Source organism: Plantibacter sp. Leaf1 (assembly GCF_001421315.1).
Lineage (GTDB): Bacteria > Actinomycetota > Actinomycetes > Actinomycetales > Microbacteriaceae > Plantibacter.
Genome location: NZ_LMJX01000003.1, coordinates 580777 through 597729, shown reverse-complemented (window position 1 = coordinate 597729; position 16953 = coordinate 580777). Strand labels below are relative to the sequence as shown.

The window sequence follows — 16953 nt, the reverse complement described above, 5'->3', positions numbered from 1 at the left end:
ACCCGTCAGCGGAAACTCACGCCCGAACGCTTCGAACCGGAGAGCGCACGCGAGCAGGCCTCACGGATGATCGCCGAACCGTAGCCGCGTCGTGCCAGGTAGGCCGACAGCCGCCGCTCGGCGGTCGCCTGGTCGAGCGACCGGAGTTGGCCGGCACGCTTCTCCGCGACGACCAACGCGCGCCGGAGCTCGTCGTCGTCGTCGATCGCCTCGAGGGCTTCCGCCGCGATCGACGGGTCGATCCGTCGTGAGGAGAGCTCGCGCCCGATCACCGCTCGGGACTGCCCCTTCCGGGTGTGCAGGCTCTCGACGAGCTGGCGCGCGAGTTCCGCATCGTCGAGATAACCGCGGCGACGGAGCTCGCCCAGGACATGCTCGACCTCATCCGGCTCCGCCTCATGACCCCGGAGGAGTTCCGCGATCTCCCACTCCGAAGAACCACGACGGGCGAGCCGCCGCACGGCCAACAGGTCGAGCTCGGCCAACCGCACCTCGGGGTCGACCGGAACCTCCGGGTCCTCGGCCGCCTCGTCGTCACCGGGCGCCTCGGCATCCGTGTCGGAAGCCCAGGAGACGCTTCGAGTGGCGGGTGCGGTCCGGTCGGTTGGGGATGACGTGGCCTGCGACCGGCTCTGAGCCCTGCCGTGTTCGACCGTGTCCTCGGTGGTCCGGCGGCGGAGTGGGGCGACCGGGCGACCGGGCGAGGCTCCCTCGCCCTCGGGTGCCGAGGGATCCTCGGTCTGGCCGACGAACCAGCCGTCGGGCTCAGGAGTCGCTTCGGCGGCCGGCCGGCGGCCGAACAGCGAGGTCACGGGAGCCAGCGTCTCCGACGACTCGTCGGCCGGACCGGCGGGAGGGAAGGAGACGACCATGATGACCTCGCTGTTCGGGTGGGGTTAGGCGCTGCGCTTGGCAGCGGACTTCGAAGCGCCGGCCGATGCGAGCTGCGGTGCCCCGCCCGTCGCCGCTTCGAGTGCGGCGGCCTCAGCGGCTGCCACCTCGGCGGCAGCGGCGTCGGCCGCCTTCTTGGTGGCGGCACCTTCGGCTCCGACACCGAGTTTGCCGAGGATGCGGCGCTCGATCTCAGCGGCGATGTCGGGGTTCTTCAGCAGGAAGTTCCGGGCGTTCTCCTTGCCCTGCCCCAGCTGGTCGCCCTCGTAGGTGTACCAGGCGCCGGCCTTCTTCACGATGGCGTGCTCGACGCCAAAATCGATCAACGAGCCCTCACGGGAGATGCCGACGCCGTACAGGATGTCGAACTCGGCCTGACGGAACGGCGGTGCCATCTTGTTCTTGACGACCTTGACGCGGGTACGGTTACCGACGGCCTCGGTACCGTCCTTCAGCGTCTCGATCCGGCGGATGTCGAGGCGCACGGAGGCGTAGAACTTGAGCGCCTTGCCGCCGGCGGTCGTCTCGGGGCTACCGAACATCACGCCGATCTTCTCGCGCAGCTGGTTGATGAAGATCATGGTCGTGTTCGTCTGGTTCAGTCCACCGGTCAGCTTGCGCAGTGCCTGCGACATGAGGCGGGCCTGGAGACCGACGTGCGAGTCGCCCATGTCGCCCTCGATCTCAGCACGGGGCACGAGTGCCGCGACGGAGTCGATCACGATGAGGTCGATGGACCCGGAGCGCACGAGCATGTCGGCGATCTCGAGCGCCTGCTCACCCGTGTCGGGCTGGGAGACGAGGAGCGAATCGATGTCGACACCGAGCTTCTTCGCGTACTCGGGGTCGAGTGCGTGCTCGGCGTCGATGAAGGCTGCGATGCCCCCGGCACGCTGGGCGTTCGCGATGGCGTGGAGCGTGAGGGTCGTCTTACCCGAGGACTCCGGACCGTAGATCTCGACGATGCGACCGCGAGGGAGTCCTCCGATCCCGAGCGCGACATCGAGCGCGATCGATCCGGTGGAGACCACTTCGACCGGCGCGCGCTCGTCGCTGCCGAGACGCATCACCGAGCCCTTGCCGAACTGACGGTCGATCTGGGCGAGTGCGGTTTCGAGGGACTTCTCGCGTTCAGCTGGGCTTGGCATGGTGTGCTTCTCTCTGCTCGGTGTCGGATGCCTATAGGCTGTCGCCGCGTGTTCCGAGACCCGCTTCTCCTGAAGGTCGGGGCCCGGAGGCGACAAGGCGTCGATCGTTCCTGGTGTCTTCGACGGTACGCGCCACCACCGACACCGGTCGGTGGACGACTCGATCCGTACAGAACGCACTCACGAATGATCCTGTGGAGGACACTAGCAGCACTAGAACGGATGTTCGATACCGTTCGAACGGCGTGTCGGGCATCGCCCCAGCGTCAGGACGACGTCCGGACGACGCGCGTTGCGGACTACGACCCCGGCTGCAAACGACCGACGCCGTGTCGTCGGTCGTCGGGGACGTCGGTCGCCGCGCAGAGCGCGATCCACACGTCACGTGGCGGGACACCGGCGCGGAGGGCCTCCTCCGCCGTCTTCGACCCGAACTCCGTCAGACCGAGATCGCCGGTGAGCACCGCCCCGTAGGCGGCACCGAACTCGTCGGCGACGGCCGTCCTGAACTGACTCAGCTTCATCCCTGCGCCTCCTTGTTCGCCCTCGGGACACGGAAACGCCCCGGGAGAGGGATCCCGGGGCGTCTCGACGAGGTACTCGACCCGCTCAGCGGGAGACGAGCTCGTCCAGCTCGTTGACCAATTCGTCCGGAACGGTGTCCGGGATGTTCGGTGAGAGTCCTTCGATGACCGCGAGGCGGTCGCCGACCTCTCGCATGATGACGGAGATCGGGGTGTCGAGGGCGTCTGCGACGGACGCGAGGATCTCGCTCGACGCTTCCTTCTGACCCCGCTCGACCTCGCTCAGGTATCCGAGTGCGACGCTCGCCTTGCTGGCCACCTGGCGCAGCGTGCGGCCCTTCTGCAACCGGAAGTCCCTCAGCACGTCGCCGATCTCTTGACGGACTAGAACCACGTGACCCTCCCTCTGTGCTCTACGACTCCATGTCGTACAGCGCTCTGCTTCTGCAACGCGGATTCACGTCGTCCCAGCTGATCGCCGTGTCGTTCGTGGATGGCCAACATTACAACCACCGTGTGCCGAACACTAACCAGAATCACTGGGCTTTTCTTGTGAATCACTGATCTGTAACGCGATGGAAACGGTAGCTATTCCAAGGATCGACGCCGGGTTTCACGCCAGGCGGCCGAGCTCGTGGACGAGCGCCTCGAGTGCCGACGCGACCGTCTGCCGACGGATCTCCTGGCGGCCGCCGTCGAGGGTGAGTGGGACCACTCTGCCGCCCGCTCTGGTGACGATCCCGACGAAGACCGTCCCGACCGGTTGACCGTCCTGTGGATCCGGCCCGGCCACCCCGGTCGTCGCGATCCCGACGTCGGCCGGCAACCCGTCGACAGCCAATGCCCGACGGACGCCGTCGGCCATCTGCAGGGCCACCTCCGGGTGCACCGCGCCATGGAGCGCGAGGAGACCCGCGTCCACCCCCAGCACCGAGTGCTTGAGGCGGGTGTCGTATGCCACGACCGCACCGCGGACCGCCGCAGAGGCTCCGGGGACACCGACGAGCTCCGCGGCCAGCAGGCCGCCCGTGAGCGACTCGGCGACCGCTATGGTCAGGCGTGATTCGATGAGCGATGCGATGGCCTCGGCCGCTCGGGGAGCCGGTTCGTCACCCGAGGCGGTCGTCATCGCTTCACCTGACGATCGAGCCGCGCACCACGGGCGGCCGTGATCACGTAGTCGATACCGCTCGCGATCGTGAGGAGGACGGCGATGGTCATGAACACCGCGTTCACCCAGAGGACCCAGTCGCCCAACAGGACCCAGAACGGCGCGAGGGCGAGCGAGATGGCGACGGCCTGCGCGACCGTCTTGAGCTTGCCCATCCACGCCGCGGCGACGACGTGGTCGGAGATGACGATGAACCGGTGGACGGTGATGCCGACCTCGCGGACGAGCACGACGATCGTGACCCACCAGGGCAGCTCGCCGAGGATCGAGAGCGCGACGAGTGCCCCGCCCGTCAGGACCTTGTCGGCGATCGGGTCGAGGATCTTGCCGAGGTCGGTGACGAGGTTGCGGCTCCGCGCGATGTGTCCGTCGATCCCGTCGCTCGCGATCGCGACGACGAAGAGCAGAGCCGCCCACCAGCGGAGGGCGCCGTCCGTGCCGTCGTCGGCGAGGAGCATCCACATGAAGACGGGCGCGAGCACGATCCTCGCCACGGTGATGCCGTTCGGGAGGTTCCAGTTCGAGATGCGGGGCTCAGCGGCCGCCGCGTCCGATGCCGTCATGTCTACTCCCGACCGGTGAGACTCCAGGCGTCGTCGTCAGAACCGCCCTCGACCTCAGGATAGTCCTGGAACTGCGCCTCGACGGCGTCCGGCCCGTAGGGGTCGGCCGCCGTCGCCGGAGCCGCCGCCGCCGTGGCGGGCGCTGCCGCTGCAGCCACCGCAGGGGCGGACACGGGGGCCGCCGCTGAACCGTCGTCCTCACCACGGAGGCGCGCCAGGACGCCCGGAAGCTGCTCCGCGGTCACGAGCACGTCGCGAGCCTTCGAGCCCTCCGAGGGGCCGACGATCTCCCGCGACTCCATGAGGTCCATCAGCCGGCCGGCCTTCGCGAAGCCGACCCGCAACTTCCGCTGCAGCATCGACGTCGAACCGAACTGGGTCGAGACCACGAGCTCCGCGGCCGCGAGCAGCAGCTCCAGATCGTCGCCGATGTCCGCGTCGATCTCCTTGCGCTCGGCGACGGCCTGGACGTCCTTGCGGTACTCGGGTCGCGCCTGATTGGTGACGTGCTCGACGACCCGCTGGATCTCGTTCTCGCCGACCCAGGCGCCCTGCACGCGGATCGACTTGTTCGCGCCCATCGGGAGGAACAGGGCGTCGCCCTGACCGATCAGTTTGTCGGCACCCGGCTGATCGAGGATGACCCGGGAGTCGGTGACGCTCGTGACGGCGAACGCGAGCCGGGACGGGACGTTGGCCTTGATGAGCCCCGTGACGACGTCGACCGAGGGTCGCTGCGTCGCGAGGACGAGGTGGATTCCCGAGGCACGGGCCAGCTGGGTGATCCGGACGATGGAGTCCTCGACGTCGCGAGGGGCGACCATCATGAGGTCGGCGAGCTCGTCGACGACGACCAACAGGTACGGGTACGGCTTGAGCACGCGTTCGCTCCCCGCGGGAAGCACGATCTCGTTGGCGACGACCGCCTTGTTGAAGTCGTCGATGTGCCGGTACCCGAAGCTTGCGAGGTCGTCGTAGCGCATGTCCATCTCCTTCACGACCCACTGCAGCGCTTCCGCCGCCTTCTTCGGGTTCGTGATGATGGGCGTGATGAGGTGCGGGACGCCTGCGTACGGGGCGAGCTCCACACGCTTCGGGTCGATGAGGACCATCCGGACCTCGCTCGGCTTCGCGCGCATGAGCAGGGAGGTGATCATGGAGTTCACGAACACGGACTTGCCCGAACCGGTCGACCCGGCCACCAGGAGGTGGGGCATTTTCGCGAGGTTCGCGACCACGTACCCGCCGCCGACGTCCTTGCCGACGCCGATGGTCATGGGGTGGTTGCTGTTCGTCGCGGCCGTCGAGCGGAGGATGTCGCCGAGGGTGACGATCTCGCGGTCGGTGTTCGGGATCTCGATGCCGATGGCGCTCTTGCCCGGGATCGGGGAGAGGATGCGCACCTCGTTCGAGGCGACGGCGTAGGAGAGGTTCTTGCTGAGCGCCGTCACGCGCTCGACCTTCACGCCCGGGCCGAGCTCGATCTCGTACTGGGTGACCGTCGGGCCGCGGGAGAAGCCGGTGACCTTCGCGTCGACACCGAACTGGTCGAGGACGCTCGTGATCGCGGCGACCGCCTCATCGTTCGCGGCGCTGTGCGTCTTGGCGGGCTCCCCCGCCGCGAGCGTTCCGGCGGACGGCAGGCGGTACGGCGTCTCGTCGTGACTCTGCGCGAGCGGACGTGCCGAGAAGTCGATCTGGTCGGGTGCGCCGAGCAGGGCCGGGTCGAGGTCTTCGATGACCTCCGTCGCGCCGGGGATGCTGTCGTCGTGCAGGCCGGTCTGCGGCTTGATCTCACCCGTGTTGAACCGCTTGACGGCGCTCTCCGCCGCCTCGAGGTCGCCGAGCAGTTCCGAGCCGAACGCGTCGTGGACCGGCGCGGACTTCGGCGACGGCGCAGGCGTGGCGACCGGTTCGATCGGCGAGTCGAAGCCGCCACTCGGCTTGTCGAGGCCGAGGAGCTCGGTCATGTTGTCGCCCATGAGCGGATCCTCGAAGGTCGGATCGTCTTCGCGACGGCTCGTGTTCCGGCGCCACCAGGGCAGGGCCGCCGGCTCGTCCGGCTCCTCGTCGAGGTCGTCCAGACGCTTCGTGCGCGAGCGCTTCGTCTCGGCCGGGGTCTCCTCCTGCTCGGCCTCCGGCTGCTCGCCGAACATCCACGCGGAGAACTGCCGGAACCGCGCACCGACGCGGTTCGGCGGCGTCTTCGTGACGATGAACAGGCTGAGGAGGATGAGGAGGGAGATCAGGACCGTCGCACCGATGGGCGTGATGACGGCGGCGAGCGGCGCACCGAGGATCCAGCCGAGGAGGCCACCGGCCTGCGCGAGCGCCGGGAGGCCCTGGCTGGGGTTCGGTTGCCCTCCGTGGATGTGGCACAGCGCCGAGATGCTGATGAGGAGGAGCCCGAGGCCGATGCTGATCCGCCCGTTGTCGTCGACCGACGCCGGGTGCCGGAACAGCCACACGGCGAACACGATCATGATGACCGGGAGCACGAAGGCGAGTCGGCCGAACAGCCCACCGAAGGACCAGGCGTCGAACGTCTGCGCGATCGGGTCGGCCGCACCGAACCACTCGACCACGGCACCGGTGACCGCCAGCAGGAAGAGCAGGAAGGGGAAGCCGTCGCGGCGGTCCTCCTTGGCGATGCGCTCGGGACCGAGCGCCCTGACGGCACCACCCACGCCGTGCGCGAGGCCGAGCCACACCGAGGTGACGATGCTGCGCTGCTCCTCCGCGGCCGGGTAGGCGACCGTCTTCTGCTGCTTCGTGGCCGACGCACCCGACTTCGGAGTGGCCTTCGTGGCGGACTTCGTGCTGGTGGTGCGCGACGAGGCGCCACTCGGCGGCGAAGCGCTGCGCGAACGGCTGGTCGAGTTGGAACGTGCGGCCATGGGTTCACGGTACTCGTCGCCATCGACGCAGCCCGGCAAGCTGTCGGGGTGTCCACGATCCGCGCGGCCCCTGGCGGTCAGCGGAGATTCAGGACCATCGTGTCGCGCGTGCCCCGGCGGTCGAGGGTCGTGAACCCCTCGGAGCGGTACAGGGCCACGGCGTGGTTGGCGCGCTCGACACTGAGGCTGATGCGCTGATACCCGGCGGCCCTGGCGAGCAGGACCGTCGCCTGCAGGAGCTGGCGGCCGAGGCCCTGGGCCCGGTGGATCGGACTGACCCCGAGGATGAGCTCCGGGACACCGGGGGCCACATAACCGAACCCGGGGGTGTCGGCGGGGAACAACCGGAACCACGACGCACCGACGACCGCGCCCTCCTGCGTCTCGGCGATGACGCCGGCATCGCCGGGGCGGCGCCAGCCGTGCACGTACCGGGTGTGCTGCGTGTCGGCGAGGACGGCCGCCCTGGTCCGGAACCCGGCGGCGCTCCAGTTCGCCGCCTCGACCATCATGTCGGTGAGCACGCGCACATCTTCCGCCGCGGCGTCGCGGATCGAGTAGACCGCCATGGACGGATGGTACGCCACCGGTGTTTCGAGCAGATGTCGGCGAGGGAGCCAGCAGCCGTCGTCAGTACCGGATCGCGTCGATCACTTTCACCCGGACGGCGACGAGCGCCGGGAGGAGGCCGGCGATGGCACCGACGGCGGTGGCGCTGACGAGCCCGAGCACCGCGGCCTCGACCGGGAACGGCGGGAAGTCCGTCACGAGCCCCTGCCCGATGAACTGCTCGACGATCGGGCTCTTCACGACGGCCACCGCCACCATCACGCCGATGACGCCCGCGACGAAGGTGGCGACGACGCTCTCCATCATCACCGCGAAGAAGACACGTGGCGCCGTGGCGCCGAAGCTGCGACGGATGCCGATCTCGCGGATCCGCTGGCGGACGGTGACGAGCGAGAGGTTGATGAGCCCGAGCGCACCGAGCAACAGGATGAGCCCCGCGACCGCGCCCACCACGAGCTTGAGCGACAACAGCGGGTCCTCCCCCGTCTGCCCGAAGTCGTTGCGGAAGACGTCGACCCCGTACGCGTCACCGAGCTCGGCGCGCAGGTCGGACTGGATCCGCTGGGTGAACGCTTCGGCGTCGGCGTTCGGGACCCAGAACTCGAACTGGGGAAGCTGGCCGGACTGGCCGGCCGCCTCGTCGGCGCCAGACACCGGTCCGATCGCCGTGACGCCGGCCGGCAGGATCGACAGCTGCGGTTCGGTGTCCCACTCGTTGCTCGCGTACACCCCGACGACGACGGCCGTGATCGCGCGCTCCCCGTGGATCGTGACCGTCGGGTGCGACTCGATGGGCGGCGAGCCGAGGCGCTGCCAGAACGCGGGGTTGACGACGACCGCCGGCGCGAGGCGTTCGCCGTCGTCCGCCTGGAACCAGGTGCCCTCGTCGAGCCTGATGCGGTGCATCTCGCCATACGGGACGTCGACCACGGTCGACGTCACCGGCACGGTGCCGTCGGCGAACTGCACGTTCAGCTGCAGGCTGCCGGACTGCGAGACGTACTCGATGTCGTAGCGGTCGGCCAGCTCGTGGACCGCGGTGACGAGTGCCTCCGGGTCGGGTTGTCCGGTGCCGGTGCTGTAGGCGGACGCCATGAGCGTGGCCGGCCGTCCGCCGTAGCGTTCCTGCGACTCGGTCTGCGCCTGAGCGGCGAGCGACGACATGCCGACCATGCTCGTGAGGGCGCACACGGCGACGCCGACACCGATGAGCGACAGGATGACGCGACCGCGATGGATGCGCAGTTCCTGCGCCGCCTCGACGACGGCTCCGACGATCGAGGTGAGGATCCTAGACATCCGCCGCCTCCAACTCCTCGTCCGGCGTGAGGACGCCGTGGTCGAGGCGGTGATGCGTCGTCGCGAGCCTCGCGATCGCGCGGTCGTGGGTGATCGTCACGAGTGCGGCCCCTGTCGACGTGGCCACCTCGTCGAGCAGCGACATGACGGAGGTGCCGGTCTCGACGTCGAGGGCTCCGGTCGGCTCGTCCGCCAGGATCAGGCGGGGGCCGCGGACGAGCGACCGCGCGATCGCGACACGCTGCTGCTCACCGCCGGACAGCTTCGTGGGCATCGCGTCGAGTCGGTCGCCGAGCCCGACCCGTTCGAGCATCGCCGCCGCGATCTCCCGGCGACGCCAGAAGGACCGCCCGCTCGCGTACAGCAACGGTGTCGTGACGTTCTCGAGCGCCGTCCGGCCGGGCAGGAGGTTGAACTGTTGGAAGACGAAGCCGATCTGGGCACCGCGAAGGCGGTCCCGCGCTCCGGAACCGAGCCGCTCGGCTGGACGACCGTCGAAGACCAGGGAGCCCGAGTTCGGCTTGTCGAGCAGGCCGAGCAGGTTCAGCAGCGTGGACTTCCCCGAACCCGAGCGCCCGACGATCGAGACCCGATCCCCCTCGTGCACCTCGAGGTCGACGCCGTCGAGGATGGTCAAGGGCGGGGCGTCGGGGATCTGGACGACCCTGGTGACCCCGCGGAGTTCGAGGAGGGTCACCCGACCGACCCTTCGCAGCTCATGCTGCCGTCCGGGAGCGTCGTGCACCCCTCGGGGACGGGGGCGACGGCACCGGGCACGAACTGCAACACGGAGTCGCCCTCGGCGAGGCCGTCGACGATCTGGACCTGCTGCCCGTCGTTCAGGCCGAGCGTGACGGGACGTTCCTCCTGCGCGCCGTCCGCGCCGACGACCCACACGGTCCCGGTGCCCGCGGAACCCTTGACCGCGGTCGTCGGGAGGACGAGGACGTTCTCCGCGGTCCCGCCCGCGAGTTCGATCGTCGCTGCGAGTCCGGCGAAGACCCGGACGTCACCGGGCACGGCGCACGTGACCGAGGTGCCAGCGGCCCCCGGAGTCTGTCCCGTGCCGCCGCCAGCGGCCGGCTCCTCGTCATCTCCACCGGTGGTCGGTGTCGTGACGCGGACCGCCGGGCAGACGAACGGGGCCGGGCCACCGTTGATCGTGACCGTCGCCTCACCCGGGATGGTGAGCAGGCGGTACTGCTTGTCGGCGCTCAGGGAACCCGTGATCGAGAACGTCGCCGGCGAGACCTGGGCGACGGCGTCGCCGATCTGCACGGACTGGCCGTGGATCAGCTTGACGTTGCCGAGGGTCCCGGCGACGGGGGCCGTGACCCGCACGAACCGTTCCTTGCCCTCCTCGTCGATGGTCTTGACGTCGAGGATGGGGTCGCCCTCGGCGAGGACGGCACCCTTGGCGGCGAACACCTCGTCGACCGTGCCGGCGACCGTCGACTTGGCGGTGCTGGCCGGATCGGCGACGACCTGACCCTCCACCGAGACGGTGTTGACCACGGTGCCGAGCGCCGCCTGCACCTCCGGCTCCACGAGACTCCCGGTCGGCTGCGTCGGCCCCTCCTCGGCGGGCGCGTCCGGGAAGAACGCGACCTTCACGAGGGCGACCGCGATCGCGGCGAAGACGAGCAGTTTCAGAATGGGGAACACCCAGGTGCGGACAACGCCCACGCCGACCTCCGGAATCCACCGCAGTCGGAGTGACGAGCGGCCATAGGAGCTTCCACGGTAGCAACGCGGAAGGCGGCCGGCATCACCCTCGCGAATGATGTCCGACCGCCTCCTGGCGGGTTGCGTCGGGTGGACCCGACGGACCGATCAGGCCTCGATGACCAGCGGCACGATCATCGGACGGCGCCGGAACGAGGTGTTGACCCAGCGTCCGACGGTCCGACGGATGACCTGCGACAACGCGTGCGTGTCGCGGACGCCGTTCTCTGCGGCTTCGGCGAGGGCCTTCGCCACCTTCGGCTTGATGTCGGCGAAGACCTTGTCGTCCTCGGCGAACCCCTTGGCGTGGACCTCGGGACCGGAGATGATGTGACCCGTCTTCGAGTCGACGACGACGATGACCGAGATGAAGCCCTCCTCGGCGAGGATGCGGCGGTCCTTGAGGTCGGCGTCCGTGATCTCGCCGACCGTCGAGCCGTCGACGTAGACGAGGCCGACGTCGAGCTGGCCGACGACCTTCGCGACGCCGTCCTTCAGGTCGATGACGATCCCGTCCTCACCGATGAAGGTGTTCTGGGCGGGGACGCCGCTGTCGATGGCGAGCTTCTGGTTGGCGACGAGGTGACGGTACTCGCCGTGGACCGGGAGCACGTTCTTCGGCTGCAGGATGTTGTAGCAGTAGAGCAGCTCGCCGGCGGCGGCGTGCCCGGACACGTGCACCTTCGCGTTGCCCTTGTGGACGACGTTGGCGCCGAGCTTCGTCAGGCCGTCGATGACCCGGTAGACCGCGTTCTCGTTGCCCGGGATCAGGCTCGAGGCGAGGATGACGGTGTCGCCCGGGCCCGGCTCGATCGCGTGGTCGAGGTTCGCCATCCGGCTGAGGACGGCCATGGGCTCACCCTGCGACCCGGTCGACATGTAGACGATCTTGTCCTCGGGGAGGTCCTTCGCCTTCTTGTAGTCGATGAGCAGCCCCTCCGGGACGTTGAGGTACCCGAGGTCGGCGGCGATGCCCATGTTGCGCACCATCGAACGACCGAGGAACGCGACCCGGCGACCGTGGGCGTGCGCCGCGTCGAGGACCTGCTGGACACGGTGGACGTGGCTCGAGAAGCTCGCGACGATGACGCGTCGCTCGGACTTCGCGATGACCTGGTCGAGGACCGGGCCGATCGAGCGCTCGAGCGGGGTGAACCCGGGGACGTCCGCGTTCGTGGAGTCGACGAGGAAGAGGTCGACACCCTCCTCGCCGAGGCGTGCGAAGGCACGGAGGTCGGTGAGGCGGCCGTCGAGCGGCAGCTGGTCCATCTTGAAGTCGCCCGTGACGAGCACCGTTCCGGCGTCGGTGTCGATGAAGACCGCGAGGGCGTCGGGGATCGAGTGGTTGACCGCGACGAATTCGAGGTCGAACGGACCGAGTGCCTCGATCTGCCCCTCCTTCACGGGAAGGGTGTAGGGCACGATGCGGTGTTCCTTGAGCTTCGCCTCGATGAGCGCGAGCGTCAGCCCGGAGCCGATCAGCGGGATGTCCTTGCGGAGCTTCAGGAGGTACGGGACGGCACCGATGTGGTCCTCGTGACCGTGCGTGAGGACGACGCCGACGATGTCGTCGAGCCGGTCCTTGATGGAGGTGAAGTCGGGCAGGATCAGGTCGACGCCCGGCTGGTGCTCCTCGGGGAAGAGCACGCCGCAGTCGACGATCAGGATCTTGCCGTCGATCTCGAAGCAGGTCATGTTCCTGCCGATCTCGCCGAGTCCTCCGATGGGGATGACGCGGAGCGTCCCCGGTTCGAGGACTGGCGGATCGATGATGGTATTGGGCATGTAGCCCCCCTCTGGTTTGTCTAGCGAGTCGTACCGGCGACCTTGGGCAGCGCGCCACCGGCGGCGGCGTTGCGGTCTGGCCGGAAGTTGCGGAAGTCGACGCCTGGGATGTCCTTCACCAGGTCGATCTCATCCTCGATCTGCGCGGCCTCCCACTCTTCCGGACCGACCAGCGGAAGACGCACCCGCGGGCTCTGGATCCGGCCGAGGCCGTGCAAGATGTATTTGGCGGCGACAGTGCCGGGTACGTGGGTCATGACCGCGCGCACGAGGGGCTCGAGCTGCCGGTGCGCCGCGGTGGCCGCGGTGAGGTCGCCGGCGTTCACGGCGTCGATCATGTGTCGGTAGGGCGTCGGGGCGATGTTCGCCGTGACGCCGATGAGGCCGGTGCCGCCGATGGCGAGTGTCGGCAACGCGTTGGCGTCGTCTCCGGCGAAGTACATGAGGTCCGTCTGGTTCATCACGCGGCTGACCTCGCTGAGGTCGCCCTTGGCGTCTTTGACGGCGAGGATGTTCGGGTGCTTCGCGGCGCGGAGGATCGTCTCGTAGGTGATGGGGATCCCGGTGCGCCCGGGGATGTCGTAGAGGATGACCGGCAGATCGGTGGAATCCGCGATCATGCGGAAGTGCGTGAGCACACCGGCCTGGGTCGGCTTGTTGTAGTACGGGGTGACGATCATGTTGCCGTCGGCGCCAGCCTGCGCGCTCTTCTTCGCGAGTTCGATCGCGTGCGCCGTCTCGTTCGATCCGCCACCCGTGATGATCTTCGCGCGCCCGCCTGCGACGTCCTTGCCGACCTCGACGAGCTTGATCTTCTCCGGGTCCGTCAGCGTGGACGTCTCGCCGGTGGTGCCGGTGACGACGATGCCGTCGGCACCCGCGGTCACGACGTCGTCGATGTGTCGTTCGACGGCCTTCCAGTCCACCTCGCCGTCGGCGGTGAACGGCGTCACCAGGGCGACGAGGACTTGACCGAAGGGGTTCTCTGCACGCGACACGGTCTCAGGCTACCGGGTTTCCCCCTCCGGGGTCACCACCGGAGGGGTCCCGACGCGGGGCTGGGAGCACACCTGGAGCGTCCCGTCGACCGGGTGTCCGCGCGGGTCGATCCGGTTAGGCTGACCCACGAGTACCCGCGCCGATGCACTCCTGCACGGCCCGACGACGATGGAGGTCACACCATGGCGGTAACGAGCGAAGCGACGACGGTCTGGAACGGCACGCTGTTCGAAGGTTCAGGGCACACGAGTCTCGACACCTCGGAGGCCGCGGAGTTCGCCGTGGACTGGAAGGCCCGCTCCGAGGGCTCCAACACGACCACCACCCCGGAGGAGCTGCTGGGAGCGGCGCACGCCTCCTGCTACTCGATGGCCTTCGCGAACGAGCTCACCACCGCCGGGTTCCCGCCGGAGCGCATCCAGGCGACCGCTGCCGTCTCCTTCATCCCCGGCACCGGGATCACCGGCAGCCACCTCCTCGTCAGCGCGGTCGTCCCCGGTATCTCGGAGGCGGACTTCGAGCGCATCGCCGCAGCGGCGAAGGACGGCTGCCCCGTGTCGCAGGCGCTCGCCGGCATCCCGATCACCCTCGAGGCCAGCCTCGCGTAACCTCCCCTCCCCGCAGCACGACCAGGAAGGCGACGCGCATGCGCATCGTGATCGGCGGAGCCTCCGGGCTCATCGGAACCGCACTCGGCGGCTCACTCGAGTCGGACGGCCATGAGGTCGTCCGACTCGTCCGGCGTCCTGCCCGCGGGCCGGGCGAGGCCCAGTGGGATCCGCTCGCGGGCTCCCTGGACCCCTCGGTGCTGAACGGCGCCGACGCGGTGGTGAACCTGTCCGGCGCCTCGCTCGGCAAGCTCCCGTGGACGCGCGCCTATCAGTCGACGATCCTGTGGTCGCGCCTCAGCGCCACCCGCACCCTCGTCGACGCGATGCACCGGGCCGATCAGCCGCCCGCGGCCTTCCTCAGCGGTTCGGCGGTCGGTTACTACGGCGACCGCCCGGGCGAGACGCTGACGGAGGAGTCCACCCGCGGGTCCGGGTTCCTCGCCGACGTCGTCGTGGCCTGGGAGGAGTCGGCCCTCGCTGCACCGGAGTCCGTCCGCACGGTGTTGTTGCGCAACGGCATCGTCGTCGACCTCGACGGGGTCCTCAAGCCACTCGCGCCCCTCACCCGGTTCGGGCTCGCCGGCCCGCTGGGCAGCGGTCGTCAGTACTGGCCGTGGATCGGCTTGGCGGACGAGGTCAGGGCGATCACCCACCTCGTGACCTCCTCGCTCAGCGGACCCGTGAACCTGTGCGGGCCACAGGCGGCCAGAGCGGACGACCTCATGTTCGAACTCGCACGACGGATGAACCGGCCCTACCTTTTGCGGGCTCCGACATTCGCCCTCAAGGCGTTGCTCGGTGACGCCGCGGACGGTCTCCTGCTCAGCGATCAGCGCGTCGAGCCCCGCAGACTCCTGCAGGACGGGTTCACGTTCAGCACGCCGACCGTCGAGGACGCCCTGGCCGAGGCACTCGCGCGGAGCTGAACGCCGTCAGTCGCGTGCGAGCCGGATCGCCTGCCGGATGGCGGCCCTGGCTCGTCGACGGTCACCCGCCCCGTCGTAGACGAGGCCGAGCCGGTACCAGCTGCGCCAGTCGTCCGGTGCAGCCTCGGCTGCGTCGCGGTACTTCGGGAACAGCTCGTCAGCGGCGTCCCGCAACGGCCGCCCGCTCTCACGGGTCTCGACCCGCTCGGGTGGGAGCCCTCCTTCGGTCTCGAGCCTGACGCCGAGCCGCTCGGCGCCCACCCCGAAGGCGATCTCACGCCAGAGCGCCCAGACGCCGACGACGGGGAGCACGATGAGCGCCGCGCCCATCGCGATGCCGACGGGCTCGCCCGTGCCGAGGAGGACGACGGCACGGAACCCGACGAGGACGATGTAGAGGACGAGCAGGATCGCGAGGATCGCGACCATCACGCGGGTCTTCACAGGGTGCTGGCCGCCGCGGCCTGGCCGGACACCTGCTCGGGAGCGCCGGCTGCCGCGCGCCCGCCCGCCGGCGCTGGACGGTCGATCCCGAGGTCAAGGAGGCTGTCGAGACCGACGGTGACGCCACGGGCGTCGCGTGCCGCCGCGAGGGCGAGTCTGATGCCGCGCTCGTACGAGGCCGGCGAGATGGTGTCGTGCGTGATCGTGACGAGCTCGTCGACGCCTCCGAACACGACCTGCTGGCGCGCGACGACGCCCTGGAGCCGCAGGCTGTGGATCGGGATGCTCGAGACCTGCTGCCCTCGGGCGCGCTGGTCGGTGTGCGGCGCGGCGACCGGTCCGCGGTCGCCCCGGGCGTCCATCATCAGCTCGGCGGTCCGCACCGCGGTGCCGGAGGGCGAGTCGACCTTGGTGTCGCGATGGGACTCGATGATCTCGATCGAGTCGAAGAACCGCGCGGCGACGGTCGCGAGGCTCGTCGACAGCACGGACCCCAGGGAGAAGTTCGGGATGATCACGACCCCCTGGTCCGGCAGCTCGGCGAGTCGACGCCCGAGGCGGTGGACGCGGTCGGCGGACCATCCGCTCGTGCCGACGAGGACGTTGATGCCCTGGGAGAGGGCGTGGTCGACGATGCGTTGACTGACGCCGGGGACCGTGACGTCGACGACGAGGTCTGCGCCGTCCATCTCGCTCAGCTCGCTGGAGGATCCGAGCGAGGCGACGAGCTCGAAGTCGTCGAGTGAAGCGATGATGCTCGTGAACAGTCGGCCCATCTTGCCGCTCGCGCCGGCCAGCGCCACTCGTGTCGTCATGCCCTCAGCTTACGTGCTGCCCGAAGGCGTCGTCCTAGGCTGGAGGCATGCTGACCTTCTCCCCCGCCGCCGTCGACACGGAGCCCGCCGCCACCCTCCTCGGTGAGTACTTCACCTCCCGCGAGCTCGGGTTCACCGGCGGGAAGTACCGGGTCTTCACCCCGGATCCGGCGATGTTCACCCCGCCCGCCGGCGTCTTCCTCGTCGCACGAGCAGACGACGAGGCCGTCGGGTGCGGAGGCGTCCGCCGCATCGCCGACGCCGAGGACGGCGCCGTCCGGTTCGAGATCAAGCACCTCTGGTTGCGCCCGTCGACGAGGGGCAAGGGCTACGGACGCTCGATGCTGGCGGCACTCGAGGAGCGCGCGGTGGAGCTCGGCGCGACCCGGCTGGTGCTCGACACGAACGCGACCCTGGCCGCCGCCGGGGCCCTCTACCGCTCGAGCGGGTACGTCGACGTCCCGGCCTACAACGACAACCCGAACGCGACGAACTGGTACGCGAAGGACGTCTGAGCGCCTCGACAGGCTCGGCGACCGGGTGCGGCCCGGAGACCGGGACCGCCCGCTGCGTCGGTCGGTCAGA

The 16953-nt window shown here is 69.3% G+C and carries 18 protein-coding genes; 3 read left to right on the top strand and 15 right to left on the bottom strand.

Annotated features, from left to right (window positions below):
- Window positions 1-5: 5 nt before the first annotated feature.
- The 13 genes from ASE44_RS16605 to dapA form a co-directional block, all read right to left on the bottom strand.
- Window positions 6-872, bottom strand: a complete 867-nt coding sequence (locus ASE44_RS16605) for a regulatory protein RecX (RefSeq protein WP_056781915.1) — start codon at window positions 870-872, stop codon at window positions 6-8.
- Between the two features lie 24 nt (window positions 873-896).
- Window positions 897-2039: a recombinase RecA gene (gene recA, locus ASE44_RS16600; RefSeq protein WP_082456166.1), complete on the bottom strand. Its 1143-nt coding sequence runs from the start codon at window positions 2037-2039 to the stop codon at window positions 897-899.
- Between the two features lie 299 nt (window positions 2040-2338).
- The gene (locus tag ASE44_RS16595) at window positions 2339-2563 is read right to left on the bottom strand and encodes a DUF3046 domain-containing protein (protein ID WP_056781914.1); all 225 of its coding nucleotides are present in this window, start codon (window positions 2561-2563) and stop codon (window positions 2339-2341) included.
- An 85-nt stretch (window positions 2564-2648) separates the two neighbouring features.
- Window positions 2649-2957 carry a helix-turn-helix domain-containing protein gene (locus tag ASE44_RS16590; protein WP_056012120.1) on the bottom strand — a complete coding sequence of 103 codons (309 nt, stop codon included), beginning with the start codon at window positions 2955-2957 and terminating at the stop codon, window positions 2649-2651.
- Between the two features lie 219 nt (window positions 2958-3176).
- Window positions 3177-3692, bottom strand: coding sequence for a CinA family protein (locus tag ASE44_RS16585; RefSeq protein WP_056781912.1), 516 nt, complete (start codon window positions 3690-3692; stop codon window positions 3177-3179).
- Window positions 3689-4297, bottom strand: coding sequence for a CDP-diacylglycerol--glycerol-3-phosphate 3-phosphatidyltransferase (gene pgsA / locus ASE44_RS16580; RefSeq protein WP_056012127.1), 609 nt, complete (start codon window positions 4295-4297; stop codon window positions 3689-3691). Before pgsA ends, ASE44_RS16585 begins: the two co-directional genes overlap by 4 nt.
- Window positions 4298-4299: 2 nt before the next feature.
- Window positions 4300-7194 carry a DNA translocase FtsK gene (locus ASE44_RS16575; RefSeq protein WP_056781910.1) on the bottom strand — a complete coding sequence of 965 codons (2895 nt, stop codon included), beginning with the start codon at window positions 7192-7194 and terminating at the stop codon, window positions 4300-4302.
- A 77-nt stretch (window positions 7195-7271) separates the two neighbouring features.
- The gene (locus ASE44_RS16570; RefSeq protein WP_056782039.1) at window positions 7272-7763 is read right to left on the bottom strand and encodes a GNAT family N-acetyltransferase; all 492 of its coding nucleotides are present in this window, start codon (window positions 7761-7763) and stop codon (window positions 7272-7274) included.
- A 61-nt stretch (window positions 7764-7824) separates the two neighbouring features.
- Entirely contained in the window at window positions 7825-9063 is a 1239-nt protein-coding gene (locus tag ASE44_RS16565; protein WP_056781908.1) for an ABC transporter permease, read from the bottom strand.
- Window positions 9056-9760, bottom strand: a complete 705-nt coding sequence (locus ASE44_RS16560; protein ID WP_056781906.1) for an ABC transporter ATP-binding protein — start codon at window positions 9758-9760, stop codon at window positions 9056-9058. Before ASE44_RS16560 ends, ASE44_RS16565 begins: the two co-directional genes overlap by 8 nt.
- Entirely contained in the window at window positions 9757-10749 is a 993-nt protein-coding gene (locus ASE44_RS16555; protein WP_056781904.1) for an efflux RND transporter periplasmic adaptor subunit, read from the bottom strand. The genes ASE44_RS16560 and ASE44_RS16555 overlap by 4 nt, the downstream gene beginning before the upstream one ends.
- 147 nt (window positions 10750-10896) lie before the next feature.
- Window positions 10897-12573, bottom strand: coding sequence for a ribonuclease J (locus ASE44_RS16550; RefSeq protein ID WP_056012144.1), 1677 nt, complete (start codon window positions 12571-12573; stop codon window positions 10897-10899).
- Between the two features lie 20 nt (window positions 12574-12593).
- Window positions 12594-13571: a 4-hydroxy-tetrahydrodipicolinate synthase gene (dapA, locus tag ASE44_RS16545; RefSeq protein WP_056012147.1), complete on the bottom strand. Its 978-nt coding sequence runs from the start codon at window positions 13569-13571 to the stop codon at window positions 12594-12596.
- Between the two features lie 183 nt (window positions 13572-13754).
- Here dapA and ASE44_RS16540 point away from each other — a divergent pair, with 183 nt between their 5' ends.
- On the top strand, window positions 13755-14180 hold the full coding sequence (locus tag ASE44_RS16540) for an OsmC family peroxiredoxin (RefSeq protein WP_056781902.1): 426 nt from the start codon (window positions 13755-13757) through the stop codon (window positions 14178-14180).
- A gap of 38 nt (window positions 14181-14218) precedes the next feature.
- Window positions 14219-15109, top strand: a complete 891-nt coding sequence (locus ASE44_RS16535) for a TIGR01777 family oxidoreductase (RefSeq protein ID WP_056012153.1) — start codon at window positions 14219-14221, stop codon at window positions 15107-15109.
- Between the two features lie 6 nt (window positions 15110-15115).
- Here ASE44_RS16535 and ASE44_RS16530 read toward each other — a convergent pair whose 3' ends face one another.
- Complete coding sequence (locus ASE44_RS16530; protein WP_369796507.1) at window positions 15116-15538, bottom strand: hypothetical protein; 423 nt, start codon at window positions 15536-15538, stop codon at window positions 15116-15118.
- Window positions 15539-15549: 11 nt separating this feature from the next.
- Window positions 15550-16368, bottom strand: a complete 819-nt coding sequence (gene dapB, locus ASE44_RS16525) for a 4-hydroxy-tetrahydrodipicolinate reductase (protein WP_056781900.1) — start codon at window positions 16366-16368, stop codon at window positions 15550-15552.
- 47 nt (window positions 16369-16415) lie between these two features.
- Here dapB and ASE44_RS16520 point away from each other — a divergent pair, with 47 nt between their 5' ends.
- Window positions 16416-16883, top strand: coding sequence for a GNAT family N-acetyltransferase (locus tag ASE44_RS16520; protein ID WP_056781898.1), 468 nt, complete (start codon window positions 16416-16418; stop codon window positions 16881-16883).
- Window positions 16884-16953 lie beyond the last annotated feature (70 nt).

Bases quoted from the DNA above. Each gene is read 5' to 3' on its own strand.
- ASE44_RS16565 (WP_056781908.1), bottom strand. From the start codon at position 9,063: ATGTCTAGGATCCTCACCTCGATCGTCGGAGCCGTCGTCGAGGCGGCG.
- ASE44_RS16540 (WP_056781902.1), top strand. From the start codon at position 13,755: ATGGCGGTAACGAGCGAAGCGACGACGGTCTGGAACGGCACGCTGTTC.
- ASE44_RS16530 (WP_369796507.1), bottom strand. From the start codon at position 15,538: ATGGTCGCGATCCTCGCGATCCTGCTCGTCCTCTACATCGTCCTCGTC.
- ASE44_RS16585 (WP_056781912.1), bottom strand. From the start codon at position 3,692: ATGACGACCGCCTCGGGTGACGAACCGGCTCCCCGAGCGGCCGAGGCC.
- ASE44_RS16605 (WP_056781915.1), bottom strand. From the start codon at position 872: ATGGTCGTCTCCTTCCCTCCCGCCGGTCCGGCCGACGAGTCGTCGGAG.
- dapB (WP_056781900.1), bottom strand. From the start codon at position 16,368: ATGACGACACGAGTGGCGCTGGCCGGCGCGAGCGGCAAGATGGGCCGA.
- ASE44_RS16535 (WP_056012153.1), top strand. From the start codon at position 14,219: ATGCGCATCGTGATCGGCGGAGCCTCCGGGCTCATCGGAACCGCACTC.
- ASE44_RS16520 (WP_056781898.1), top strand. From the start codon at position 16,416: ATGCTGACCTTCTCCCCCGCCGCCGTCGACACGGAGCCCGCCGCCACC.
- ASE44_RS16595 (WP_056781914.1), bottom strand. From the start codon at position 2,563: ATGAAGCTGAGTCAGTTCAGGACGGCCGTCGCCGACGAGTTCGGTGCC.
- ASE44_RS16550 (WP_056012144.1), bottom strand. From the start codon at position 12,573: ATGCCCAATACCATCATCGATCCGCCAGTCCTCGAACCGGGGACGCTC.
- ASE44_RS16570 (WP_056782039.1), bottom strand. From the start codon at position 7,763: ATGGCGGTCTACTCGATCCGCGACGCCGCGGCGGAAGATGTGCGCGTG.
- pgsA (WP_056012127.1), bottom strand. From the start codon at position 4,297: ATGACGGCATCGGACGCGGCGGCCGCTGAGCCCCGCATCTCGAACTGG.
- recA (WP_082456166.1), bottom strand. From the start codon at position 2,039: ATGCCAAGCCCAGCTGAACGCGAGAAGTCCCTCGAAACCGCACTCGCC.
- ASE44_RS16575 (WP_056781910.1), bottom strand. From the start codon at position 7,194: ATGGCCGCACGTTCCAACTCGACCAGCCGTTCGCGCAGCGCTTCGCCG.